The organism is Streptomyces sp. CB01373, assembly GCF_002803075.1.
Lineage (GTDB): Bacteria > Actinomycetota > Actinomycetes > Streptomycetales > Streptomycetaceae > Streptomyces.
This window is the reverse complement of the sequence record NZ_NNBK01000023.1, coordinates 73,423-97,732: the sequence shown is the minus strand read 5'-3', so window position 1 is coordinate 97,732 and position 24,310 is coordinate 73,423. Positions and strand designations below refer to the sequence as shown.

The following is a 24,310-nucleotide window of genomic DNA, read 5'->3' as shown; positions in this document are numbered from 1 at the left end:
CTCCCGGGTAGGGGGTCGTGCAACGGACTAGCGGACGGGCGCGCGGGCGATGTGGTCCATCACCCGGACGCCTGCGTTGATGACGATGTCTCTCAGCCGTCGGGCCTCGCTCAGGGGCCGCTTCTCGGGGTCGATGACGCACACCGTGCCCAGCACGGTGCCGCTGTCGTGGATGAGCGGGGCACCGAAGTAGGAGCGGATCCCGACCGCGTCGACCACGGGGTTGCCGCTGAAGCGCGGGCTGGCGTGCACGTCGTGCAGCGGAAGGGCCTTCTTGCGGGCCATGACCTCCGGGCACCAGCCGTGGTCGCGGCTCATGGTGCGGCCGACGATGACGTACCCGCTGTCCGCGGACGGCTGGTGCAGCCCGACGAAGGTCTGCTCCTCCAGGAAGAGGTTGACGAAGCCGTACAGGAACCCGGCTTGTGTTGCCATGTCGCGGGCCAGTTCGTCGAAGTCCTCGCTGGCAGCGGTGGGCACGCCTAGGCGATCCAGCAGCTCGTACCGCTGCGCCAGCTCGGTCGCCTGCTGGGCCTGCGGGACGGGGACGGCGGCGCCGGCGGGGAGGGATGGCCCGTGGGTGACGTCCCGCATGGTACGTCGCGGCAGCGACTGCGTGAGGGGGGCGGTCTGCCGCGCGCGGTAGGGGTCGTTGGGCTGATACGACATCAGGCGTCCTGAAAAGTGGTAGTGGATGCGGGGCGAGCGGGGCTTGCCGACGCGCTCTTCAAGGCGTGACCAACGAGGGTCAGCAGAACGCCAGCGACGTGGTTCGGATCGCGGGCGTCGCAGGTGACCACCGGCACAGAGGCGGGCAGTTCGAGGGCGGTGCGGACCTCATCGGGGTGGTAACGATGTGCTCCGTCGAACTGGTTCACCGCGACGACGAAGGGCAGGCCGATGTCCTCGAAGAAACCGACGGGGGTGAAGCTGCTTTCCAGGCGTCGGGTGTCGACCAGGACGACCGCGCCGACGGCTCCGCGACAGAGGTCGTACCAGAGGTCGACGAACCGGTCCTGGCCGGGCGTGCCGAACAGGAACAATTCCAGGGGCACGGGCGCGTCGGGCAGGTTGAGGCGACCGAAGTCGAAGGCGACCGTGGTGGTCTGCTTGGCCTCGACGCCCGCCAGGCTGTCCACGTCCGCGCTCGCCTCGGTCAGGTACTCCTCCGTGCTCAGCGGCGTGATCTCACTGACGGCACCCACGGCGGTGGTCTTGCCCGCGCCGAAACCGCCAGCGATCACGACCTTAAGCACGGTCGGTGCACCGGTACGCGGGCGCGACGACGGCCGCAGCACCACGGCCGGGTCACCCGGCCTGGGGGTAGGCGATGGCATCGGGCCACTTCCTCTTCAGGCCCGCAGATAGGGCCGCCAGCAGTTGTGCAGAGGGACGTGCATGCGCGTCGGACGCGGCATAGGCGGTGACGGGGACGACCAGGGCGTCGGCGTCCAGGAGGTCGGAGATGAGGATCTTGACGGCGGTTACGGGACGGCCGAGTCGGCCCGCCAGCTCGGTCACCGAACGCCGGTGCTCCCGGCACAGGGCGAGGATCTCTGCGCATTCTTCGGCCTGGCCCGGGCCGGGCCGCCCGGGTCCGGCGTCCAGCACCGTGTCCAGGCCGAGCAGATGCCGTGGCCGGGTGCGACCGCGCGTCAGGGTGTAGGTCCGCACGAATGTCGAATCCTCGGCCGCGCTCCCGTGTGCGGTCACCGGACCTCATCACCCGTGCCGACGCGCACGGGGATCTGCATGTAGGGGGCGAACTTCTGCACCAGGCGCCCCATCTCGAACCCGACGGTGCCGGCATCGGCGTCCATGGTCGCGATCACCGCGAGGACCGTGTCCACCACTCCCCGTTCGTTGCCGGGATGGCCCTCGAAGGCCGCGCTGCGACCGGAACTCTGGACGAAGATCAGACAGTCGTCTCGCTCGATGACGACCTGCCTCGCCGACCTCTTCTTGTGGGTGGGACCGGTGATGTTCGCCGCGAGTGAGGCCACTCCGCTGATGGCGGCCGACAGTTCGTCCGCCCAGTCCTTGTCGACGTCGCTGTCCAGCAGCCGCAGTCCGTCCCGCGAGAGCAGGACGGCGTGCGTGACGCCCGTCGTGTCGGAGGCGAACTGCCGCAGCAGCCACGCCATGTTGTCCCGCTGTCCGCTTGCCGTTGTCTCGGTTGCGGGTGCGTCGCCGGTCACGTTGTTCATCGCGGGGTGGGTACTCATAGGGATCGCTCCAGAAAGGGGGGAAGGGCCAGCGGATGTAACGGCCACCGGGAACGTGGAGGGACGAGGTTCAGGTCCTGGGGTGCTCTGTCGAAGCGGTGGGAGAACCGGCTTGCCCGCCGGCCTGGATGCCGGTGCGGAAGGCGGCTGCGAGCGCTGGCGTCGCCGCGATCACGGGGGCTTGCTCCCGCTCGTGTGGCGGATGGAAGGTGCCGGCCTGGCGTCTACGCGTGGGAAGGGCGGGCGCATCAGCAGAGTGACCTGCCCGTGCGGGTTCCGGAGCCCCTGCGGTACCGGGGTGTGGGACCTGCCCCGGCCTCGGAGTGGCTGGAGTCGCGGCAACCGGCTGCGGTTGCGGCGCCAAGGGGCGGGCGTCCTGGGGCAGCGCGCTCGCATCGTCGACGGAGGGAATCGCTACTAGGAGCCGTGCCGGGATGACCACCAGGGCGGTGGTGCCTCCCGTCACGTTCTCCTGCAGGAGAACGGACAGCCCGTGCGACTGGGCGATCTTCGCGGCGACCAGCAAGCCGAGCTGCCCCGCTCGCACCTGGCCGCTGACGTCGACCTCTTCGGGGGCCTGGAGCAGGTGGTTCATCTGCGCCCGCGTCTGCGGATGCATGGGGATGGCCCGGTCCTCGACCTCGACCGCCAACCCGTTCGCCACCCGCTGCGCACGCACCATCACCTTCGTAGCCGGATCGGAACACTCACAGGCGTTCTCGATCAGCTCAGCCAGCAGGTGCGTCAGGTCCGGACCCATATGGCCGGGAAGGCCCAGCTCCGCGCCCACGGACCCCGCCGCAACCGCCACCCGCGGATACTGCACGACCTCGGAGACGGCGCCGCGCAGCACGCTCTTGACGGGAACGGGCCGACGCGCGCTGCGCAGAGACTGCCCGCCCAGCACCGCCGTGCTCTCGACCTGGCGACGCATCCGCGTCACGAGGTGATCGATCTCGAAGATCTTGGCGAGCAGCTCCGGGTCGTCGGTCAGCATCTCCAGCTGGCTCAGTGCCTCAAGCGCCTTGCCGACCAGCGCGTGCTCGCGCATGGCCAGGCGACGCAGCACTTCCAGGAGTACGACGGACTGGGACTCGTCGTGCACCCGTATCAGCGACGCGACGGCCCGCACTTGGAGAGCACTCAACGCCTTGTCAATCTCGGCGTCAGGGCTGGCAGGTGGCGCTTGCAGGTCCGGCAGCGGCGGGCGTCCCCCGCGGCACAGCTCGTCCGCCGACCACTGCACCGACTTCTCGATGGCCGCGGCTGCCCCTGCGATTGCTGCCAGTGCCGTTGCCCGGGCCTCCTCCGCCGCTGCCTGTATGGCTCCTGCAGCCGTTCGCGCTCCGCGAGCCGCCATCGTGGCGACGCCCGCGAGTCCGCAGATCAGGCCGGCCAGGAGCCAGCCGGGGCCCACCGCGGACACCGACCAGAGGGTGAAGGCGGCACCCAGCAGGGCGGCAAGGAGCACTAGGGGCAGTGCGACGGCGCGGTGGACACGGTGCAGGGTGAACGCGTTGATCGGAGGCCGCCGTCGGCGGTGGCCGGTGGCGGCCGGCCGTGCCGAAAAGGCGCTGTCAGGCATGGGAATCCTCGTCAGGGTGGGGGTGGCTAGGCGTGCTGCAGCGTCAGGTCTGCGCAGGTCTTGTGTGTGCTGCGTGCGGTCGAGCGGGGCGACGGAAACGCGACCGCGCCGCGGTGGGAGGACTGCGTCGCCAGGAGTTGAAGCAGCCGGGCGCTCTGGATCAGGCCCATGTGGCTGAATGCCTGCGGGAAGTTGCCGAGCTGGCGCTGCTGGACGGGGTCGTACTCCTCGGCCAGGAGGCCGAGGTCGTTGCGCAGTGCGAGGAGGCGTTCGAACAGGGCGTGGGCCTCGTCGAGGCGGCCGGTCAGGGCCAGGGCGTCTACGAGCCAGAAGGAGCAGAGGACGAATGTGCCCTCGTCTCCGCTCAGGCCGTCCACCCCGGTGTGGTCGCCGATGGTCGGGTAACGGCGCACAAGCCCGTCAGACGTGGAGAGTTCACGGCGCACTGCGTCCACGGTGCCGATGACGCGCGGGTCGTTCGGCGGTAGGAAGCCAACGCGGGGGATCAGCAGCGTGGCGGCGTCGAGTTCCTTGGAACCGTAGGACTGGGTAAAGGTGTTGCGCACCGGATCGAAGCCCCTGGTGCAGACCTCGTGGTGGATGGTTGCCCGCAGCTCGGTCAGGCGGCCCAGGTCGATGTCGAGCGCGCCGGCTTCGGCCAGGCGGATGGTGCGGTCGATCGCCACCCAGGCCATCACCTTGGAGTGGACGAAGTGCTGGCGTGCCCCGCGGATCTCCCAGATCCCCTCGTCGGGCTCCCGCCAGCGCTGTGCCAGGTGCTCGACGAGCCGCTGGTGCAGCACCGCGGTGTCGGCACAGTGGGCCACACCGCTCTCGTGCGCGAGGTACAGGGTCTCGATCACCTCGCCGTACACGTCGAGCTGGAGCTGGTCCGCCGCCCCGTTCCCGACCCGCACCGGCGTCGAGCCCTCATACCCGGGCAGCCAGGGCAACTCCCGTTCCCGAAGATCACGCTCTCCGGTGATCGCGTACATGATCTGCAGGTTCTCTGGGTCGCCGGCCACGGAACGCAGAAGCCAGCGCCGCCATGCCTGCGCCTCCTGCCGGTAGCCGGTCTCCAGTAACGCGGCCAGGGTCGTAGCGGCGTCGCGCAGCCAGGTGAAGCGGTAGTCCCAATTGCGTCGGCCGCCGATCTCCTCGGGCAGCGAGGTGGTCGGCGCGGCGACGATCCCGCCGCTCGGGTGGTAGGTCAGTGCCTTCAGTGCGATCAAGGAACGGACCACGGCCTCACGGTAGGGGCCGTCGTAGGTGCACTGCTGCGTCCAGTCCTGCCAGAAGGCGAGCGTCTCGGTGAGCGCCGCGTGCGGGTCGGGGATCTCCGGAGCCGGTGCGTGGGACGGGCACCAGCTGAGCACGAAGGCCACGCTCTGCCCGGCGCGGATGGCAAAGGCACTGACGACGACCCCGTCCTTCTCCGCCTGCGGGACGCAGGTGTCGAGCCACAGTGCGTCCGCGCCGGCCTCCGCGACCATGCGCCCATCGGCCTCGTGGATCCACGGGCTGACGCTGCCGTATCCCGGCCGCGGACGCATGGCCGAAACCATTGCCACCTCACCGGCCAGACCCTCGACGATCCGGATCACCTGCGGTGCCCCGTCGCGAGGCGGCATGAAGTCCAGGACGCGGACCGACCCGGCCGGTGTGCGCCAAATCGATTCGAGGACGAGCGTGTCACCGCGGTACCGGCGCTCGGCGACCGCTCTGGGCCCGGAGGGGCCAGGCGCGGCCGGGGCGATCTGCCAGGTGCCGTGCTTGTGCGTGCCGAGCAGGCCGGCGAAGACGGCCGACGAGTCGAACCGGGGCAGGCACAGCCAGTCGATCGAACCGTCGTCGCAGACGTGGGCACTGGTCTGCATGTCGCCGATCAGGCCGTACTGCTCGATGCGCGGGAGGCGTTTCATCGTGTGGGTCTCCGTAGTCCCCGTGGACCCGGGGGTGGCTTCGGGGCCGCCGGGGCGGCCGGGAAGTGTCGGTGAGAGAGGCACGGTGGTTACCGGTCCGGGGGAGGACTGTTCTGCCTCGGCCGGGGATCCACGTCCCGTGGAGCAATGCGGTCGGTTACTCGCTCACCACGAAGAGCCAGCCACGCCATGGGACCGAGAATCAGCGCGATCAGAACTGCCCCGGCGGCGGTCATGTCCGGGGCACCGACGCGGCCAGAACCACGCACGCGAGGGCGAGAGCGAAGACCGCGCCGCGCAGCACGTTGATCGGCGGCTTCCACCAGCGCCGTCTCTGGACCGACTTCGCAGGGGCCACGTCGTGGGCCTGCACGGCAGCGATAAGGTCTTGGGTCGCCTCGGCCAGCCTGACCAGATGAACCCTGCTGGGCATGTAGCCATCGGGGAGGCCGCCCGAACAGAGCTGCTGCGCACGGAGCAGAGCTGGCTCTTGCGAAGGCGTCAGAGCTCCGAGCTGGCTGACGTGTCCTCGCAGCCGCAGTGCGAGGTCCTCCACATCGGCGGCAGTATCGGGTAACGGCGAGTCCTCGCCCAGCACGAGCGCCACCGTTTCCGTCGCCGAGGCCGCCGGGTCCCGTCGCAGGATGGCCTCACCAAGGGCGTGGCTTCTCCTTCCCTGATCACTGAGTTGGCACGCCCGGCGAAGGGCCAGCGAGGGACGCATGACGCAACTCCTAGGTGAATCAAGCCAACTTGATCGAGGAACGCTGTGCACCGCAGGCAACTGACGTGCAAGGTGAGTGATCCTGCGGCTACGTTGAGCGAACCGCGAATCCCTGTCAGGGGGTATGCCTACGCGGCCCTCAAGGCCGTCAAAGGCGTCAAAGATCATTTCGGAACCGAGGGGCAGTACATGGCCCGTGAGAGAAACGTCGCCCTTGCCGCGCTCCTGCGCGAAGCGGGCTGGTCCCAGCCCCAAGCAGCCGCCGCGGTCGCTCGCGTTGCCGCGGAGAGCGGTGTACGCGAACTGGAGGCCATTTCCCGCTCCCACATCGCCATGTGGGTCCAGGGCACGAAGCCCAGTGGACGAGCGCCTCATATCCTGCGTGAGACGCTGTCCCGCAGGCTCGGCCGACGCCTCACCCTCGCTGACCTCGGACTGGAAGATGGGCCGACAGGATCCACTGACAGTAGTTCTGACTGGAGCGTCGACCCTCTGACCGTGCTGGCCGAGCTGGGAAGCGACGATCTGGACATGCACCGACGCAAGCTGTTGGCTACCACCGCGTACTCGGCCGCCGGCCTCGTCCTGCCTGCCGCTCCATGGTGGGCAGCCGCCCCGGCCGCGGCGGCCTCGCGCCCTGCAGTCTCCTCCCGGCTGGTGACTCAGGCTGACATCGACGATGTCCGCAAACTGACCACCTTCTACTCCGCGAGGGACCAGCAGCGCGGTGGAGCCTCGGGGCGCTCGGCCCTGGCCGGCCATCTTCGCGACGAAGCGGTGCCGCTCCTGGGCAGCAGGTTCCGAACGGAACAGCACCGCCGGGATACGTACTCGGCCGTGGCAGAGATGACCTACCTCGCCGGCTGGATGGCCTTCGACGCCTCCGAGCATCGGACCGCCCAGCGCTACCTCACCCTCGCCGCACGCATTGCGGCCGAAGCCGCAGACGGACCGCTGGGCGGCCACATCCTGCGTGCCCTCGCCCATCAAGCAGTCGACCTCGGGCACCCACGCAGAGCGCTCGACCTGGCCGACGCCTCCATGTCCCGCACCCACTACGGCCAGGCCAGCTCGCGGGAGAAGGCCCTGCTCGCGGTAGTCCATGCCCGCGCCCTGGCCGCCGGCGGCGACCGCCGCGGCACTCTCGCGGCCATCAGTCGCGCGGAGAGGGACCTCGCACGTGCCGATAACGAGGACGCCCCCGACCGCGCCAGCTTCTTCCAGGAAGCCTCCCTCGCCCACGAGACTGCGTGTGCCTTGCGGGACCTGGGAAATCCTCTCGACGCGGAGTTGCATTTCCAGCGCAGCGTCGCCACCCGCCGGCGGCAGCAGTATGCCCGTACCCACAGTGTGACCCTCGGCTACCTCGGTGCTGTCCAGGTCCAGCAGGGACGCCTCGATGAGGCATGTGGTACCTGGGGACAAGCACTGGACGCCATGGCTGGCGTCCAGTCCGGCCGCGCCCGCGACGTCATCGTCCGCATGCAGAGCGACCTCTCGCCTGTGCGGCAACGTGGTGGCCGCCACGTCGCTGAACTGGACCGCCGGGCGCGGGAAATGCTGCGCGCCATAGGCTGACCACAGGGCACGTCCGCAGCTATTGACGGCAGCTGCTGAACACGCGACCCCGTTAGAGAGGAACGAGCGCCGATGGCAACTTACGAGGTCGAATCGATCGCAACGGTGGTCGGGGGCCACACCCGCGTTCAGGACGATTACCAGGGCGGAGTCGAGTCGGTCATCCGACTCAACGAGGCGTACCCCCTTGAGACGCTGCAGGGAATCGAAGAGTTTTCCCACCTGACGGTGACCTGGCTCTTCCACCTGGCGCGACCGGAAGACGTCCAGCTCCACGCACGCAGCCCCCGCGGGAATCCGGACTGGCCGTCGACCGGTACCTTCGTCCACCGCAACCATCGGCGTCCCAATCAACTGGCGATCAGCTACCCGCGGCTGCTCAAGGTCGAGGGACGGGACCTGTTGGTCACCGATCTCGACGCTGTAGACGGAACGCCCGTGATCGACTTGGCACCGTACTTCGAACAGATGGGGCCTCGTGGCCCGATCCGTCAGCCCGCCTGGCCCGGCGAGATGCTCGAACCGAATTACTGGGCGAAGGCAAGCGAACGGCCCTCGGAGCGCCCTGTATGACAGAAGCGACTGAGCTGCCCGGCTTGCCATTTGCATCGTCGGGAACCAACTGGAGGTCTGGCTCAAGCTGCAGCCCTCGCGTCTCGGAACTCACACCACGTCTCCTCGCCGTTGCTCTCCCATGCGTCTGAGATCGCATCGACCAGCCGGATCCCGCGCCCCGATTCGCCGTCGGGTCCGGCTTCCTTGAGCACAGCGGGCGCCGGGTTGTGGTCGGTTACCGAGACACGCACCACGTCGACGGCCACCGTGATGTGGAGCACGACTTCGCCCTCACCGTGGACTACGGCGTTGGTGACCAGCTCCGAAACGGCCAGTACGACGAACCCCGCCACCGGCTCCGAAACACGGCACCGCCGCAGGAACGCCCTGGCTATGCGCCGCATCTCCCCGACCTTCGCAAGGTCGGGGAGAAGGGCCGCCTGACAGGCATGGGATGCCGCCGGTACCTCTGCCCTCGCCCATGCGCCGGCCTCGTCTTCCTGAGCCGGCCTGACGCATGACGCGCCTGCTGTAGCCGCACAGCTGCGGATGCCCCCGCCGGGCGGGGCCGCCTCTTGGAGCCTGGTCATGTGGGCTATGGCACCGTGCGGCGACGCCGTCGACCAGGGGAATCCAGAGGGGGAAAATCATGTCAAGGGGGAAACTGAAGGGGGGAATTGAGGCCATGATTGGATTCCGCCCACCGACAGAGGTCACACTCATGCCAGACCCGTTCGCCGACCTGCTCCTCCGGCTTCGGCAGGAGGCGGGCCGGACACAGGAGGAGCAGGCGGAGGCGATCAACGCTGTCTCCGGCCGGGACACCATGACCCGGTCGAGTCGCATCTTGACGCGATCACTGCGGCCCTGCCTCGTGCAGGCGAACACGAAGGCGCTCTCACCATCGCCGCCGGGGAAACCGCCGCTCTGGCCGGTTGGGTGGCCTGGGACCTGGGGGAGCACGACAAAGCCAACGCCTACTACAAGGTCACGTCGCAGTGCGCGGCGGCTGCCGGGCATCCTCCACTCCGAGCTCTGGCCCTGACCTACAGCAGCTACGGCGCTTTGACGCCAAAGGCGAAGATGGAGTTCCTCTCCCAAGCCGCCAACGACGTGCGAGGCCACGGTAACGCTACTGCTGCCGCCTGGGTCCTCGGTAGGCACGCGGAAGAAGCTGCGGCGGCCGGCGACGAGGTGGGGGCGCTCCAGGCGTTAGACCGAGCGCGCTTCGCCTACGATTTCGCGGACCACACCAGCGAGCAGGCATGGGTCAGGTTCGTGACCCCATACCGCATGGACTCGTTGGCCCTGTCCGTGTACGGCCAGCTGAGGCGCCCCGAGCTCACGTCCACAGCTGATACCGCGGTCGACCGCCTCGGAGACGGACTACCAGACGGGGGCGTCGTGGTCCTCGGTGATCTCGCTTCGGCCCTACTGCGTGGGGGTGACGTCGATCAAGGGGTGGACGTGTCACGTCAGTTCGTCGCAGCTGCAGAGGCCAAGCCCAACACGATGGGCAAGGAGCGCGCATCGACTATCGCCTCGTCGCTCCCTGACAGTGAGCAGGAACTCGGTCGCTATCTACGGAAGTTCGCATCCTGAGACCCCACACGCAGTAAGCGGGTAAGCCCAGGACGCGACCGTCGTACGGGCGGCCCGGCGCTCCGCAGAACCTATGCCGTCTCCTCGATAACCCAGGACAGGTACGCCTCCGACCCGCCGGTCACGGGCAGCGTGATCCACTGGGGAACGTCGTAGGGGTGCTTCTCGTGCAGCCACGCCTCCAGTGCCGGGAGACGGTCCGTCATAGTCATGTACGAGATCCGCCACTCCTGCGCCGTCTCGACCTTCCCCTTCCACCAGTAGAAGGCTGTGATCGGCGCATCAATGTGAACGCCCGCTGCCAGCTTGCTCTCGACCGCGCCACGGGCCAACGCCTTCGCCTGATCCTCGTTGTCGCTGGTCGTCTGCGCGATCACAATCTCGTTGGCCATGCAATTACCTCTCCAGTTCAGTTACCGCGACTCTACCGAGCCGTCAAGGGCACACGTCACGCTACTGAAACAGCATCATCCCGGCCCGTGCCGGACCATCCGCCAAACAGAGCGGCGTGATCATGCGGGTCACCGAGCCATCGAGGCGGCGACGCCCCTGTCCGAGGACGGTCACGGGTAGTTGCGGCATCGGGGGGCACAGAGCCGCGGGCACACCCGAGTGCGTGACCTGTGAACGTCGACCGCACGACGGCCCGTCCGCTACTGATGGACTTCAAGCGGGTCGCCGTCGTGCCGTCGGAGTGGGATCTTGAACTCTATGGCCGCGGAGATGACGACGGCCGACGCGGCCACCGAGACCGAGTACGCCCAGTTTCGCGAGACGTACGGCACGGACGTCACCGAGGTGCGAAGGATACGAGTTCCTCCTCGCGAGTTGCGCATGGCAACCTACAAAGCCCCGTATGAGGCCACGCGACCGAGTGGCAAGCAGAGGCTCAGTACCGTGTCGACTGCCTGCATGGCCGTGCAGCGCCGTGACCTGGAACTGGAGAGGGATCCATGTAACCCTCACGAACACTCCGACACTCAGGTGTTGTAGCTCTTCAGTTTCACTTCGCTCCCCAATTGCCTGCGCCCTCCACTGGTATGTCTGCAGCGTAGCCGGCGACCTCCGCCGCCTTCTTTTCGGAGGTTGTCGGCCGCTCGTCCGGGCTGGTCCCTGGCATCGTGCACATCGACATCACGGTGCGACCGAGTCAGGTGAAGGAGGAGCACGCCTTGCCCCTCTTCTCCGACGGAACGCCCCCTGCGTCTTTTGGTTGGCCTTCCCGCGGCTCGGCATTCGCCCACGGCAGACGAGAAACAGCCCCGAAGGACTGGAACCTCCTCTGGGAATATGTCAACGTACAACGTCCCGGAAAATACCAGGTCAGTGGCGGGATTCAGGATTCCAGGCCGACCTGCACGTCGGCCATGACGACGTCCGACACCTCGCGCTGCTCGGCCTCATCGCGGAGGCCCCGACCCAAGGAGCACCCCTGTCGAATGCCGCTCTCCGATCGGTCCGATTCAACGCCCCCATCTGCTCGACACTTGGTGCCCTGAACGTATGGACCACATCGGAGCGAGAGGATTGCGCCGCTCCTCCCCGGCGCTGTGCCTCTGTGTTTGTGCGACCGCGTTGACAACGGACTCGGGGTGTTCGTGACGGATGGCGCGGCCTTGTTCTCCGATCGCGCCGACTGGGCCCCTGCGTTTCGTCCGTTGCAATCGTCCGTGAGATGCCCTGCGGGGCGCAACATAGACCACGATCGCCGGTTGGCCAAACCGGCGATCGTGACGACCATTGAGGTGTTCTCAGCGGCTGTGCTTGGCGGTGGAGCCGTTCGGACACCATGGCCCTTCATGTCGGCGACCAGTAGTCCCCGTAACTGACAGAGTTTGCCCATCAGTTGCGGCGGAGTGGGTGCAAGTCGAGCACTGCTGCTTGGGCCGCCGACATATCTGGAACATCCGAGGAAACATCAATGGCTCGTCCACCTGCGCTCAAGCTCGCCGAGGTCCTAGCGGAAATCAGGATGAGCCCGTCGGCTTTCTATCGCCTGCGCGCTCGCGGTCAGGCACCCCGAATGATCAAGCTGCCCAATGGTGAACTGCGCTGCCGCCGCGCCGATCTGGATGCGTGGTGGGATGCCTGTGAAAGGGATACGCCTGGATGGCGATGAGTTATAACATCCGCTTCTGGGAGATACGTGAGCGCCCCGACCGGCGCAAGCCTTTCCAGATTCGGTGGACGGTTAACGGGCGAGAGAAGTCTGAGTCCTTCATCGCGTTCGCGCTTGCTGACAGCCGGCGTGCGAAGCTGATGACAGCCGCGCGCGAGGGTGAGCCGTTTGACGAGCACACAGGTCTGCCAGCATCCGAGTTGCGGTCCATCAAGCAGCGCACTACGTGGTACGACCTGGTGCACGAATACATCGAGCAAAGATGGGAGCGCACGCCAGGGAACACCCGCCGCACCCTGGCTGATGCCTTCGCTACGGTCACGCCCGCCCTGGTACGCCCCGGCGCAGCATATTCCGATCCGCGGGTACTGCGGCGTGCCCTGTACTCGTGGGCATTCAACAAGAAAGCTTGGGAGTGCGAGCCCACCGAGGAGTGGCTCCATGCGCTGGACTGGATGAAGCGCAACTCGCTGCCGGTCAGCGCCCTCGCGGAAGCCGACGTTCTGAGGCGGGCCCTCGATGCGATGTGCCGCAAGCTGGACGGCAAGGCGGCTGCGGCTAAAACAGCCCGACGCAAGAGGGCTGCATTCAACGAAGCTCTCAACACTGCGGTGGAGAAGGGGTACTTCGCAGAGAACCCCCTCAAAGGGCTCCGGTGGCAAGCGCCAGCAGTCAGTGAGGAGGTGGATCCGGCCGCCGTTCCCAATCCGGCCCAGGTGCTTCGGCTGCTCGAGGCCGTTGCTCGCCAGCGGGGGCGGGGTCCTCATCTTGAAGCATTCTTCGGCTGCATGTACTTCGCGGCTATGCGGCCAGCAGAGGTCATCCACCTTCGGATCGAGCAATGCCACTTGCCAAAGACGGGATGGGGCATGCTGAATCTCTCGGGCGGGGTCGTCACGTCTGGCAAGGGGTGGACCGACGACGGTGAGGTGCACGAGGTGCACTCGCTCAAGCGTCGCGCGGCAAGCGCGACGCGGCCTGTTCCCATCCCGCCGCAGTTCGTACGCATGCTGCGTGCCCATGTGAATCGGTTCGACGTGGCACCTGACGGTCGACTTTTCCGGAACCAGGCTGGCAATTACGTGGACGCTGCCGCCTACGGCATCACATGGGCGCGGGCCCGGGAATACGCCCTGACCCGTACTGAGCGCACTTCTCGCCTGGCCAAGCGGCCTTACGATCTCCGTCACGCCGGGATCTCGTTCTGGCTCTACTCCGGAGTGGACCCGGCCGAGTGCGCCCGCCGCGCCGGCCAGAGCATCGAGGTTCTCTTTCGCCACTACGCCAAGTTCCTTGACGGCCTTCGAGAGCAGGCGAACCGTCTCATCGAGCAGTCCATGAACGAGTGGCAGCGCGTCAGTCAGGGTGACGTACCCGAGGGCTGAACCGGGGGTTTGGTCCGTGACTGGTCCGGAAGCACTGGTCAGGAGGGGTGCAGTCGTGGGAGGAATTGGGAGTTAGCACGCAAGCCGGGCCCGGTCGAGAACGGGTTGCACGAAGGGCGCCTGACGGGTGAAAACCCAGGTCAGGCGCCATTTCGCATGTGTCTAGAAGAAGCCCAGCCTCTTCGGCGAGTACGACACCAGAAGATTCTTCGTCTGCTGGTGGTACTGGCTCACTGGCCGCGCACGCCGAGGGGGGCGTCCTGTTGGCCAGGCGTCAACTACGCCTTGGGTGTTGCCCTGATGCCGTGCATGTCATTAATCGCCGCTACCGCTCCCGACCACTTGTGCGCGGCGCCCTGAGCCGGTGGACCAGCGAGGTCGTACGGGAAGTCTTCATCGGCTCTGTCTCAGCCTGGGTGCGCGACCAACTCTGGCAAAGCCGTCAGCGAAACTGTCGGGAACGGCACCGCCGTCCTCGTCCACCTCGCGCCGACAGAACAGGGCTGCGCCATCCGCGCTGCCGGCACCCGCCGCCGCGTCCCCGCCGACTTCGACGGCCTCGCGCGATCAGTGCCTCGCTCAGCATGGGCCTGGACGCGGGCCCCTTCAACTTCAGGGGCCGACGCTCCACCGAGCGCCCACGCCTGGTGCCACCTTTTGCACCGGTCCGCACGCGGACCGGATGCTGCCGCCTGCCCTCCCGGACATCGATTTTCCGATCAGCTTCAGAGCCAAGCTCAGGGGGCCAGGGTGAGGTCACCATTGTTGGACTTGGCTAGCGACCGCCCGATGACCATGCGCTGAATCTGGTTCGTGCCTTCGAAGATCTGAGTCACCTTGGCCTCACGCATGTACCGCTCGACCGGGAACTCCCGCGTGTAGCCGACCCCGCCGAGCACCTGCACCGCATCGGTGGTGACACGCATCGCGTTGTCGGTCGCGACGAGCTTCGCGACCGACGCCTCGCGGCTGAACGGCAGTCCCGCGTCCTTCAACCGGGCGGCATGGAGGGTCGCAGCACGTGCTGAAAAGACTGCGGCCTCCATGTCGGCGAGCAGGAACGCGACTCCCTGGTGGTCGATGATGCGTGATCCGAACGTCTCCCGATCGCGTGCATAGGCGATCGCGTGGTCGAGAGCGCCCTGGGCGAGACCGACCGCGACGGCCGCGATACCGAGACGGCCGGAATCCAGGCTCGCGAGAGCGATGCGCAGGCCGCCGCCCTCAGCGCCGACACGCCGCTCGACGGGGACGCGGACGTCCTGGAGCACCATGGTCGCCGTGGTGGACCCGGTCAGACCCATCTTCCGTTCAGGCACATCAGCGGTGAGGCCCTCGGTGCCAGCCGGGATCATGAAGCACGAGATACCCGTGCGCTCCTCCGAGGTGCGGGCCATGACCTTGTAGTAGTCCGCGTGGCCGCCATGGGTCGTCCAGGCTTTCGCGCCGTTCAGGACGTAGTGATCGCCGACCAGACGGGCCCGGGTCCGCATCGCGGCCGGGTCCGAGCCGGCGTGCGGTTCCGAGAGGCAGTAGGCACCCAGCAGCTCGCCACCGAGCATTGCGGGCAGCCACTCCTGCTTCTGCTCTTCGGTACCCATCGTCGCCAGCCCGAAGCACGACAGCACGTGCACGGAGACACCTACGCCGACCGAAGCCCACACGGACGCGATCTCTTCGACAACCTGCAGATACACCTCGTAGGACAGACCGCTGCCACCGTATGCCTCGGAGTACGGCAAACCGAGCAGGCCGACGCTTCCGAGGAGCCTGAAGATGTCACGCGGGAACGCGTCGCTGGCCTCATCGGCATCCACCCGCGAAGCGAGTTCATCGGCCGCCATCTTCCGGACCAGTCTGATGAGGTCAAGGGACTCCTCGTTCGGTAAGAGACGACGCGCGCTCATGGCACCTTCCAGCTGTCGGGGCGAAACATCGTTCAGAGACATCTGCAGGCAAAGGCGCCGCAAGGCGCCCCTTTATGGACAGACGTCGAAATGCTTGGGGAGGGCCGGCCGCCGCGTGGGTTTCGGCGGTGGTGCGGGTGGCGTCCCTCCATCCGGACGGGATCATGTTCACGCCGGTGGCGTCGCAGGTGAGCACCAGCAGCTCGGCGGCGTCGATGTGCACGGCGTCCGCCCGGCGTGCGGCAGTGCGGAACGCGTCGATGTCCGCGGCGGCCCGCGCACAGATCTCCACGAGCTGCCCGTGGCGTAGTTCTCCAGTGTCTCCTGGGTACGGGCCCTCATCTTCTTTCCAGCGGGGTCAGGCGGAGCAACCCGGCCGACGAGGAGAAGACCTTCCTCTTGCAGCACGTTCATCCGCTCGCCGCGACCGCGCCATGCGTCAGAGTGAACAACCCGCCCGGAGTCTGCATCAGCAGGGGATACCAACACCGTCTCGATTCACGGCTGTTCACCGACGACCTCGCACGCCGTTGAGATACGGCCCGGCTCCTGCTCGCCGATCGCCAGCAGGACCGTGATCCGCTCAGCCTCGGCCCGATGCCGCTCGGCTTCGCTGTGACAAGCCGCCTCCCGCTCCCGCAGCCGCCGCGGTACCTCATCGCAGCTCATCCGACCCACCTCTCACGCCAGCCGATCAACCAGCTACCGCAACGAGACGGGCATCACGCCGGACACGGGCGACCCCGCTGACCTCACTCAACGAGAGACTCCAGGACGCGCAGACCAAACTGTCCAGCGTGGTCTCGGATCTCCTCGGCGTAACGAATCGGGTCATGCTCGGTGCACTTGTCGCCGGTGAACGCAGCCCCCGGGCGCTGCCGGCCCCGGTGGGGTACCGCTGGCGCCTCGAATCTCGCCCGGTTGCCGGCCCTGTGGGTGGAGATTCCCGAGCAGCACGGCGGCCGCCCGAGAATGCTCGGCGTTCCGGCAGTCGCCGATCGGGTTGCCTGGATCGTGGTGGCCAGGCATCTGGCGAGGCGCGTGGAGCCGGTGTCCCACCCGGACTCGTACGGGTACCGGGCATGACGGTCGCCCCATGACGCGTTGGGGTGTTGCCGGAACCGCTGCTGGAAGTAGGGCTGGGTGATCGATCTCGACATCCGGAAGTTCTTCGACAGCGTCCGGCGGCACCTGGTCGTCAAGGCCGTGGAGGCTCAAACCGACGCCGTTTGGGTGGTCTTGTATGTCGAGCGGTGGCTCAAGGCGCGCTGCAACTGTCCGGCGGCACCTTGCAGGAGCGGGATCGGGGGACTCCTCAAGGGTCTGCCGGCGCGTCGGCGTAAACATGTTCGGTGCAGTACGCGTTCGACTACTGCCAGGACGAGAGGCGGCGCGGCTCATTCGGGCACACGTCCCTCCTCTTGCGGGGATTCACGTTCCGTCAGTGCCGGGCCGAGGACAGGGATGGCCTTCACGCCGGTCGGCGCGAAGGCGGCGGGCAGGCCGTGCAGGGTGCACAGCAGGTGCAGGAGCAGGCCCCAGAAGTGCATAGAGTGCGGCGTGGAGGGAGTCCAGGTCAGGCGTCACAGCCGACCTTTGGACTCCCTCGCTTCATCTCATGCGTGCCAGCAAGCCCCTGGCATCATTCATCCAGTCGGACCGGGAGTTCACACGTGAGGCCTCAGACCACCGACGTGCGCCAGATCGCCGAACCGCGCTGGACGGCCGACCATGGCAGTACCGGCCACCGCGCCCCGACCGCGCCGGCCACCGTGCACGTATCCAGCGCGCCCCTCCCCGACCAGCGCGTCCACCCCGCCCTGCGCGCCGCGCTCGCCGCCGCCGTCGAGGACGCCATCATCTACGACCTGGACGGCATCGGCCGTCAGTACGCCGCCCTGTGCGCCGAACTGCCCGGCGTCGCCGTCCGGTTCGCGATGAAGGCCTGCCCTGTGGACGAGGTGCTCGGCCACCTCGCCCGGCTCGGCTCCGGCTTCGACGCGGCGAGCCCGCAGGAAATCGCCCAGGCGCTGCGCACCGGGGTGGCGCCCGGGCTGATCCACTACGGCAACACCGTCAAGTCGGACCGCAACATCGCCGAGGCCTACCGGCTGGGCGTGCGCGACTTCGCCACCGACTGCCTGGAGGACGTCGGTGCGATCGCCGAATACGCCCCCGGCTCTCGGGTGTTCTGCCGGATCGCGACCACCGGCGAGGGCGCGCTGTGGGGCCTCAGCCGCAAGTTCGGCTGCTCGCCCGGCGACGCCCCGCGGGTGCTCGGCGCCGCCCGCACCGCCGGGCTGGTGCCCTCCGGTCTGTCCGTGCACGTCGGCTCCCAGCAGATGACCGCCGAGGCCTGGGTCGCGGCGATCGACTCGCTGGCCGCTGTCCTGGAGGCGCTCAGCCGGCACGGCATCACCTTGGACCGGATCAACCTCGGCGGCGGACTGCCCGCCCTCGGCGTACTCGACCGGCGCCGCCGGCCGCTGGAACCGCCGCTGGACAAGATGTTCGTGGTGATGCGCGAGGGCATGGAACGGCTGCGCGCCGTCAACGCCGCTCCGCTGGACTTCCTGCTGGAGCCCGGCCGCCACCTGGTCGCCGATCACGGCGCGATCCGCGCCCACGTCGCCCGGCTCTCTTCCCGCCATCGGCTCGACGGCACCCGCGAGGACTGGCTCTACCTGAGCTGCGGTAAGTTCAACGGCCTCTACGAGATGGACCAGTTGCAGTACCGCCTGGAGTTCCCCACCCACCCCGGCGGGCAGTTCGTCAACGCCGTGGTGGCCGGCCCGACCTGCGACAGCGACGACGCGTACGCCCAGGAGGACGGTCTGGTACGGGTTCCGCGCGCGATCGCCTCCGGCGACCCGGTGTGGGTCCACTCCTGCGGCGCGTACGCCGCCGGCTACGCCACCCGCGGCTTCAACGGGTTCGCGCCGCTGCCGTACACCTGCGTCGGCGGCCCGGCTCTGGGCGGAGGAGACGCATGACCAACACCCGGATCCGGCTGCTTCGGGAGGAGGACTGGGACGAGGTGGTCGCGCTGGAGGAACGCGCCTACGCCGCGAGCGGCCTGTCCGAGGGGCGGGAGACGCTGCGCTCCCGGCACCGCGCCTCGCCCTCGACCTGCTTCGTGCTGGAGCACGCGGGCGGCTTCGGAGGCTACCTGCTCGCATTGCCGTACCCGCTGTTCCGCTGCCCGGACCTGACCCTGGCCGAGGAAGACGCGGTGCAGGAGACCAACCGGGGAAGCAACCTGCACACCCACGACCTGGCGATCGCCGAGCGGGCGCGCGGCCGGGGCCTGGCCCGCCGGATGCAGCGGCATCTGGAGGAGACCGGGCGGGCGGCCCGCTACCGGACCCTCTCGCTGGTCGCCGTGCGCGGCTCCGAGGTGCTGTGGTCCCGGCTGGGCTACCGAGCCCGGCCCGAGATCGGGCTGCCCGCCGGCTACGGCGCCGGGGCGGTCTACATGGCGAAGCCACTGGAACTGGCTGGTGGGCCTCGCCGCTCGCCGCGCTCGACGAGCGTCCCCACACCGAGGTGATCAGCAGCCGCCCCGGTCGGGCTCGCGACGAGGGCCGCATGAAGTGAATTCCGGCATGTGGAACACCGCCGCTCACGCGGCTGCGCGAGCGGGGCATCGCCGGTGTGCACCCAAGCGCAGTGCACCCGGTGCCTCATGAACGGCAACGGCGTCTGGCCCGCTTCTCTCACCTCGGACGACGCCATGCCTGCGACTGCTTCCGCCACAGGCACGGGCACGGCCGAGGAACCGCTCCTCACCCTCCGGGGCCGCATCCTGCTGAGCTCCGTGAATCGTGACGGCGAACAGCAGTTCCTCGACCAGCTCATCGCCTGGGAGCCGGAGGATCAGAACCGATGCTCGTCAGTAGCGCCAGCGGACGGCCTCGATGACGTCCGCATCCGTGTGCCTCGCGAACAGCTCCGCCTCCGCCCGCCGGACGGCCAGCACGGCCTCGTACAACTCGGGACCGAGCGCCTGCCGCAACAGCGCGGACTTCTCGTACGCGTCGATCGCCTCCGGCAGGCTCGCCGGGAGGCGCTCGGCGGCGCCGAGGGCGGCTGGGTCGCTCGGGGTCTCGGGCGGGAGGGGCAGGCCGGCCTCCAGTCCGGCGAGTCCGGCGGCCAGCACGCCTCCGACCTCCAGGTACGGGTTGGCGGCGGCGTCGAAGCACTTGAGCTCGGCGTTTGCCTGCCCGGCGGCGGAGCCGGTGATCAGGCGCAGCGCCGCCTCACGGTTCTCCAGGCCCCAGCAGCGGTAGGCCCCGGCGAAGCGGGAGGGGACCAGCCGCAGGTAGGAGGCGACGCTGGGCGCGCCGAGGACGAGCAGGGCTGGCAGTTCGGCCAGTACGCCCGCGAAGAACTGCTCGGCGTCGGGGTGCAGCCCGTGGCGGCCGGGGCCGCCGTGCCCGAGGTTCCGGCCCTGTCGCCAGAGGCTGATGTGCAGGTGGCCGCCGTTGCCGACCGAGCCCTCGGTGAAGACGGGCGCGTACGAGACGCGCAGGCCGTGCCGGGCGGAGACGGACCGGATGGTGTGGCGCACCAGCATCGTGGTGTCGGCCGCCTCGACCGGCCCCTCGGCGGCGACCGAGACCTCGAACTGCCCGGCGGCGTACTCGGGGTGGAGCTGGAGCACGGCCAGCCCCTGAGCGGTGAGGGCGCGCAGCACCTCCCGCAGGTAGCCGGAGTGCTCGACGAAGCGGGTCATCCCGTACGCGGGCGCGAGCGTCGCGGGCGCCCCGGCGGCGTCGGCCACCACCCACTCGACCTCGATCCCGGCTCGCACGGAAAGCCCGCGCCGCTCGATGGCCTCGCTTACCTGGTGGGCGAATCGGCGCTGGCAGCCGGGGTGCGGGGTGCCGTCCTGGGCGTAACGGTCTGCCGGGGCCCAGGCCCAGCCGGGCTGGGCGGCGAGCGGGGTGAGCCGGTCGAGGTCGGGGACGAGCCGCAGGTCGCCCACCGGGCCGGTACTCGAAGGCGCAGTGGTGAAGGAGTCGTCCACCAGGGAGACGTCGAAGCAGGGTACGGCGCCGACGCCGTACTCCGCGGCGTGTTCGAGCTGGGCGAGCGGGACGGACTTCACCCGGGTGAGCCCGGCGTTGTCGACCCAGCCGAACACCACCCCGTCGATTCCGTCGGCGGCGAGCTGGGCTTCGGCCGCTCGGGCCTGGGCGGCCCGCTCAGCTCGGGGGTGCGTGGTGGCCATGCCGGCCATGCTGGCGTCCGCAGCAGCCGGTGCGCCAGTGGCCGGCTGGGAGTTCACTCGTCCGTGAGTGGTCGGAGCTGAGACGTGACTCAGGACGCAGGCGCGGGCGTGGGAAGTCTCCGCCGGATCTTGCGCAACTCGCTGCGGAGTGTGCGGTCGAGGTCGTCGGGTGCGTACGGCGTCAGCCGGACCGCGGTGGGAGACCCTCGCCGCTTCGTGCTCGGCGTGCGCCGCGCGAACTCGGCAGTCGTCATGAAGGCGATCACCAGTAATAGGTAAATTAGAAAAGCGCTTCGCTTGGTGGATTCGCCTACCGCAATCCGTAGCGGTCCGAACATGGATAGCACTCGCATGAGTGAAACCCGTCGAGACCGTTTGGTCTCGACGGGCATGACTGGACTACGGTGATCGATGAGCGGACGGTTTACCTCATCGACAAGGAATTCAACCCGGCAGGGAGTCCGGCACGGGATATCGAGAATTCCGAAAATGGGTGCTTCCGTCTTCCCTCCGCTGTGCGTGCTCCGGGGTTCGCAGTGCCCTGGGTCCGCTGTCATACATCTGCGTAGAGAAGTTGGAGCATCATGCCGCCCGTCGTTCCACCGTTTCTGATCGGTCTCATCGTCGTGCCACTGGCCAGGCGTGTCTTCAAGCCGCTGGTGCGCGGTGTCGTCACGACGTCCGTCGGTCTTGTCATGGAGGTGAAGAAGGCGGCCCATGAGGCCGGAGAGAACATCCACGACCTCGCGGTCGACGTGGCTGCCGACATGATGGCGGCGCAGAACGCCGCCGGTGACGGCCACCGGCCTACCGAGGGTGCGGCCTCGAACGGCGAGAAGGACGGGGCCAGGACTCCGAAGACCCGTGCGACCGCCGCCCCCGGGAAGGCGTCGCGGTGACGCCCTGATGCGCTGCCCGGCCCGCCGCTTCGGCGCTTCTTCCTGCCGACCTCTGAAGACGGGTCCTCGCGGCGGTCGGCCGTGGGCCTTTCGGTCGCGCTTCTGCCCCCTTTCGGACTTTCCACTCCGTCGCAGTAATCCGTCGCGCGCCGAATTCCGCCGCGCCCGTTGACGGACTACCCGTGACCTCCGTAAACAGGTGATCGTACGCATGTCATCGCTACTGGGTGCCGCAGCCGGATTCCGATCCGCGGAATGGGGCGCGCGTCCGCGCTCGGTCACTCCGGGCCGCCAGCGCTGGGACGTCAAGCCGGTGCTCGGACGGCCAAGGACGGCCGAGGTACTCGCCGCCGCGCTGCGCCGCGTTCCCGGGATCACCGAGGCCCGGGCCAACCCGGTCACCGGCGGGGTGCTCGTCCGGCACGATGCGCGGGTGCGCGCCACGGACGTCGGCCGGATCCTTTGCAAAGCCGTCACCCTGGTCGCGGAGGATCCGACCGGAGTGGGACGCCCGGCACCGGCCCGACCCGTCGCCGCACCGGTCCCGCGGGCGGACCGCGGACTGGTCGTGCGACCGGTGCTCGCCGTCGGCGGCGGGGTCGCGGCAGGGGTCGCGCTGATCAGGGGATCGGCGCTGAGCAGGCAGCTGGTGGCAGTGGGCGGGGTGGCCGCGGCGACCGCGGCCGTCCTCCGGAAGGCCTGGCGCAAAGGGGTCGACGCGTCCCAGGACGCGGCCGGGCCTCGCGTCGAACGCCACCCCCTGCCGGAGATCGTCGGACCGCACCGACGCCGTCTCTACCGGGCCGCTGCCCTGTCCATCGCCTGCCAGATCTCGGAGGTGGCGCTCGGTACCTTCCTCGGCTGGACCGGACTGGTCCTCATCAAGGGCCAGGCAGCTCCGCTGGTCGGTCTCGGCCTGACCACCGCGTCTGCTCAACTCTTCGGTCTGGCCGGGCTGGTGGCCGCCGCCTGTGCCGCCGTGGCGGGCCTCTCGTACGCCTCGAACCTCCAGTGGCGCCGGCTCGGCCAGGACATCGAGCACGACTGGCGCAACCGGACATACGCCCACGTGCAGCACCTCGAACTACGACACCTGGAGGGCGAGCGGACCACCCGGATCGCCGGCGCGCTCACCGACGACGTCCGTCAGCTCGGTACCTTCTTCGCCACCTCGGCCAACGACCTGCTGCAACTTGGCGCCGGTCTGGCCCTCCTGGTGCCGCTGTTCCTGTTGCTGGCGCCGCAGATCGCCTGGATCGCGTTCCTGCCCATCCCGGTCATCGCCTGGCTGTCGTTCCACTACCAGGACAAGGTCGCGGCCGACTACGCCGTCTCCGGCGAGCACCGGGCCAAGCTGCACAGCCAGCTGGTGAACACTCTGGAGGCCGGTGCCACCGTCAAGAGCTTCTGCACCGAGGATTACGAGGCCGAGCGCATCGACCGGCTGAGCGGGGAGGTCCAGGACAGCAGCCGGCGGACCGACCGGAGCACGATCCGCCACGCCGAGACCGTCCGGGTCTGCACGACCAGCTCGATGGCCGGAACCCTGCTGATCGGCGGCCGGGCGGTGCTCGACGGCAGCCTGCCGTTCGAGGTGTTCAGCCCGCTGATCGGGCTGCCCCAGATGGTGCTGCTGCGGATGAGCCGGCTCGGCGGCATCGTCGACCAGTACCAGCGCACGATCACCGCCTACGACCGGGTCCGGCGGCTGCGCGCCCTGCCCGCCGAGACCGATGGCACCGGCGGACCGCTCGACGTCGAAGAGGTGCACGGGGAGATCGTCCTCGACGGCGTGACCTTCGCCTACCCCGATCGGCCACCGGCGCTGGAGGACCTCTCGCTGACCATCCCGGCCGGGCAGGTCACCGCCCTCGTCGGCGCCACCGGCTCCGGCAAGACCACGATCGCCAAGCTGCTGATGCGATTCCAGAACGCGGACATCGGCAGCGTACTGCTCGACGGGCGGGACGTGCGCGAGCTGTCGCGGCACGACCTGCGCCACGCGATCGGGTTCGTCGCCCAGGACCCCTTCCTCTTCGACGGCACCGTCGCCGACAACATCCGTTACGGCAGCTTCGGAGCCTCGGACGAGGCCGTGGTCGAGGCGGCCATGAAGGCCGAGGCACACACCTTCGTCGCATCTCTGCCGGACGGCTACGAGACGGTGATCGGAGAGCGCGGTGCCGCGCTCTCCGGCGGTCAGCGACAGAGGATCGCGCTGGCGCGCGCGATCCTCAAGGACGCGCCGGTCGTGATCCTCGACGAAGCCACCTCCGCAGTGGACAACGAGACCGAGGCCGCCATCCAGCGCACGCTCCGCGCCTTCGCGGCGGACCGGACGATGCTGATCATCGCCCACCGGCTCTCCACGGTCCGCCACGCCGACCGGATCTACGTCGTGGACAAGGGCGGGGTCGTGGCCGAGCAGGGCACCCACGACGAACTCCTCGCCCAGCGCGGACTCTACGCGTCCCTATGGCAACTCCAGGCCGGCGAACCCGCCGCCTGACCGCAGCAGCCGCCCCTCCCGCCGACCGACCGCGTGACGACACCACTGTCGGCGCGGTCCGGCGCGC

Annotated in this window: 23 protein-coding genes and 1 pseudogene; 11 read left to right on the top strand and 13 right to left on the bottom strand. The window is 68.6% G+C overall.

Annotated elements, in window-relative coordinates; translation table 11 throughout:
• Positions 1–27: 27 nt before the first annotated feature.
• From CG719_RS31165 to CG719_RS31135, 7 genes are all read right to left on the bottom strand, one after another.
• On the bottom strand, positions 28–669 hold the full coding sequence (locus CG719_RS31165; RefSeq protein ID WP_073948158.1) for a GAF domain-containing protein: 642 nt from the start codon (positions 667–669) through the stop codon (positions 28–30).
• Complete coding sequence (locus CG719_RS31160; RefSeq protein WP_079189041.1) at positions 669–1,301, bottom strand: GTP-binding protein; 633 nt, start codon at positions 1,299–1,301, stop codon at positions 669–671. Before CG719_RS31160 ends, CG719_RS31165 begins: the two co-directional genes overlap by 1 nt.
• A 7-nt stretch (positions 1,302–1,308) precedes the next feature.
• Positions 1,309–1,713 carry a DUF742 domain-containing protein gene (locus CG719_RS31155; protein ID WP_006143017.1) on the bottom strand — a complete coding sequence of 135 codons (405 nt, stop codon included), beginning with the start codon at positions 1,711–1,713 and terminating at the stop codon, positions 1,309–1,311.
• On the bottom strand, positions 1,710–2,225 hold the full coding sequence (locus tag CG719_RS31150) for a roadblock/LC7 domain-containing protein (RefSeq protein ID WP_100572066.1): 516 nt from the start codon (positions 2,223–2,225) through the stop codon (positions 1,710–1,712). The genes CG719_RS31155 and CG719_RS31150 overlap by 4 nt, the downstream gene beginning before the upstream one ends.
• 70 nt (positions 2,226–2,295) lie before the next feature.
• Complete coding sequence (locus CG719_RS31145; protein ID WP_100572065.1) at positions 2,296–3,810, bottom strand: sensor histidine kinase; 1,515 nt, start codon at positions 3,808–3,810, stop codon at positions 2,296–2,298.
• A 26-nt stretch (positions 3,811–3,836) separates the two neighbouring features.
• Complete coding sequence (locus CG719_RS31140) at positions 3,837–5,732, bottom strand: glycoside hydrolase family 15 protein (RefSeq protein ID WP_100572064.1); 1,896 nt, start codon at positions 5,730–5,732, stop codon at positions 3,837–3,839.
• A gap of 232 nt (positions 5,733–5,964) precedes the next feature.
• A complete protein-coding gene (locus CG719_RS31135) occupies positions 5,965–6,456 on the bottom strand; it encodes a DUF6415 family natural product biosynthesis protein (protein ID WP_234375847.1) in 492 nt (163 codons plus the stop codon).
• 189 nt (positions 6,457–6,645) lie between these two features.
• Between CG719_RS31135 and CG719_RS31130 the strand changes: the two genes are divergently transcribed.
• Both CG719_RS31130 and CG719_RS31125 read left to right on the top strand, forming a co-directional pair.
• Positions 6,646–8,034, top strand: coding sequence for a Tat pathway signal protein (locus CG719_RS31130; protein WP_199836851.1), 1,389 nt, complete (start codon positions 6,646–6,648; stop codon positions 8,032–8,034).
• Positions 8,035–8,106: 72 nt separating this feature from the next.
• On the top strand, positions 8,107–8,607 hold the full coding sequence (locus CG719_RS31125) for an SAM-dependent methyltransferase (protein WP_073948162.1): 501 nt from the start codon (positions 8,107–8,109) through the stop codon (positions 8,605–8,607).
• A 62-nt stretch (positions 8,608–8,669) separates the two neighbouring features.
• Here the strand turns inward: CG719_RS31125 and CG719_RS37245 are convergent, their stop codons facing one another.
• A complete protein-coding gene (locus tag CG719_RS37245) occupies positions 8,670–9,179 on the bottom strand; it encodes an ATP-binding protein (RefSeq protein ID WP_079189042.1) in 510 nt (169 codons plus the stop codon).
• 349 nt (positions 9,180–9,528) lie between these two features.
• Here CG719_RS37245 and CG719_RS31115 point away from each other — a divergent pair, with 349 nt between their 5' ends.
• Positions 9,529–10,191, top strand: a complete 663-nt coding sequence (locus CG719_RS31115) for a hypothetical protein (RefSeq protein ID WP_234375846.1) — start codon at positions 9,529–9,531, stop codon at positions 10,189–10,191.
• Between the two features lie 71 nt (positions 10,192–10,262).
• Here the strand turns inward: CG719_RS31115 and cutA are convergent, their stop codons facing one another.
• Complete coding sequence (gene cutA, locus CG719_RS31110; protein ID WP_100572063.1) at positions 10,263–10,583, bottom strand: divalent-cation tolerance protein CutA; 321 nt, start codon at positions 10,581–10,583, stop codon at positions 10,263–10,265.
• Positions 10,584–12,112: 1,529 nt separating this feature from the next.
• On the opposite strand from cutA, the gene CG719_RS36865 reads away from it, so the two are divergent.
• The 4 genes and pseudogenes from CG719_RS36865 to CG719_RS37615 all read left to right on the top strand — a co-directional run bounded on the left by CG719_RS36865 (position 12,113) and on the right by CG719_RS37615 (position 14,499).
• Positions 12,113–12,310, top strand: coding sequence for a helix-turn-helix transcriptional regulator (locus CG719_RS36865; RefSeq protein WP_073946053.1), 198 nt, complete (start codon positions 12,113–12,115; stop codon positions 12,308–12,310).
• Positions 12,301–13,695, top strand: coding sequence for a tyrosine-type recombinase/integrase (locus tag CG719_RS31095; RefSeq protein ID WP_073946052.1), 1,395 nt, complete (start codon positions 12,301–12,303; stop codon positions 13,693–13,695). The genes CG719_RS36865 and CG719_RS31095 overlap by 10 nt, the downstream gene beginning before the upstream one ends.
• Positions 13,696–13,853: 158 nt before the next feature.
• A pseudogene (locus CG719_RS37620) lies at positions 13,854–14,099 on the top strand (hypothetical protein); the annotation flags it as partial.
• On the top strand, positions 14,098–14,499 hold the full coding sequence (locus tag CG719_RS37615) for a type I-E CRISPR-associated endoribonuclease Cas2 (protein WP_442802758.1): 402 nt from the start codon (positions 14,098–14,100) through the stop codon (positions 14,497–14,499). The pseudogene CG719_RS37620 and the gene CG719_RS37615, both read left to right, overlap by 2 nt.
• Here the strand turns inward: CG719_RS37615 and CG719_RS31085 are convergent.
• The 3 genes from CG719_RS31085 to CG719_RS35575 form a co-directional block, all read right to left on the bottom strand.
• Entirely contained in the window at positions 14,433–15,602 is a 1,170-nt protein-coding gene (locus tag CG719_RS31085; RefSeq protein ID WP_100572061.1) for an acyl-CoA dehydrogenase family protein, read from the bottom strand. The genes CG719_RS37615 and CG719_RS31085 overlap by 67 nt on opposite strands.
• A 498-nt stretch (positions 15,603–16,100) precedes the next feature.
• Complete coding sequence (locus CG719_RS35580) at positions 16,101–16,271, bottom strand: hypothetical protein (protein WP_159024993.1); 171 nt, start codon at positions 16,269–16,271, stop codon at positions 16,101–16,103.
• A gap of 728 nt (positions 16,272–16,999) precedes the next feature.
• Complete coding sequence (locus CG719_RS35575) at positions 17,000–17,152, bottom strand: hypothetical protein (protein ID WP_159024992.1); 153 nt, start codon at positions 17,150–17,152, stop codon at positions 17,000–17,002.
• 270 nt (positions 17,153–17,422) lie between these two features.
• Between CG719_RS35575 and CG719_RS31075 the strand changes: the two genes are divergently transcribed.
• Both CG719_RS31075 and CG719_RS31070 read left to right on the top strand, forming a co-directional pair.
• The gene (locus tag CG719_RS31075; RefSeq protein ID WP_234375850.1) at positions 17,423–18,595 is read left to right on the top strand and encodes a type III PLP-dependent enzyme; all 1,173 of its coding nucleotides are present in this window, start codon (positions 17,423–17,425) and stop codon (positions 18,593–18,595) included.
• Positions 18,592–19,152: a GNAT family N-acetyltransferase gene (locus CG719_RS31070; RefSeq protein ID WP_100572059.1), complete on the top strand. Its 561-nt coding sequence runs from the start codon at positions 18,592–18,594 to the stop codon at positions 19,150–19,152. The genes CG719_RS31075 and CG719_RS31070 overlap by 4 nt, the downstream gene beginning before the upstream one ends.
• A gap of 342 nt (positions 19,153–19,494) precedes the next feature.
• Here the strand turns inward: CG719_RS31070 and CG719_RS31065 are convergent, their stop codons facing one another.
• On the bottom strand, positions 19,495–20,835 hold the full coding sequence (locus CG719_RS31065; protein ID WP_100572084.1) for a glutamine synthetase family protein: 1,341 nt from the start codon (positions 20,833–20,835) through the stop codon (positions 19,495–19,497).
• 584 nt (positions 20,836–21,419) lie between these two features.
• Between CG719_RS31065 and CG719_RS31060 the strand changes: the two genes are divergently transcribed.
• Both CG719_RS31060 and CG719_RS31055 read left to right on the top strand, forming a co-directional pair.
• Complete coding sequence (locus CG719_RS31060; RefSeq protein WP_100572058.1) at positions 21,420–21,734, top strand: DUF5132 domain-containing protein; 315 nt, start codon at positions 21,420–21,422, stop codon at positions 21,732–21,734.
• Between the two features lie 211 nt (positions 21,735–21,945).
• Positions 21,946–24,243, top strand: a complete 2,298-nt coding sequence (locus tag CG719_RS31055) for an ABC transporter ATP-binding protein/permease (RefSeq protein WP_100572057.1) — start codon at positions 21,946–21,948, stop codon at positions 24,241–24,243.
• Positions 24,244–24,310 lie beyond the last annotated feature (67 nt).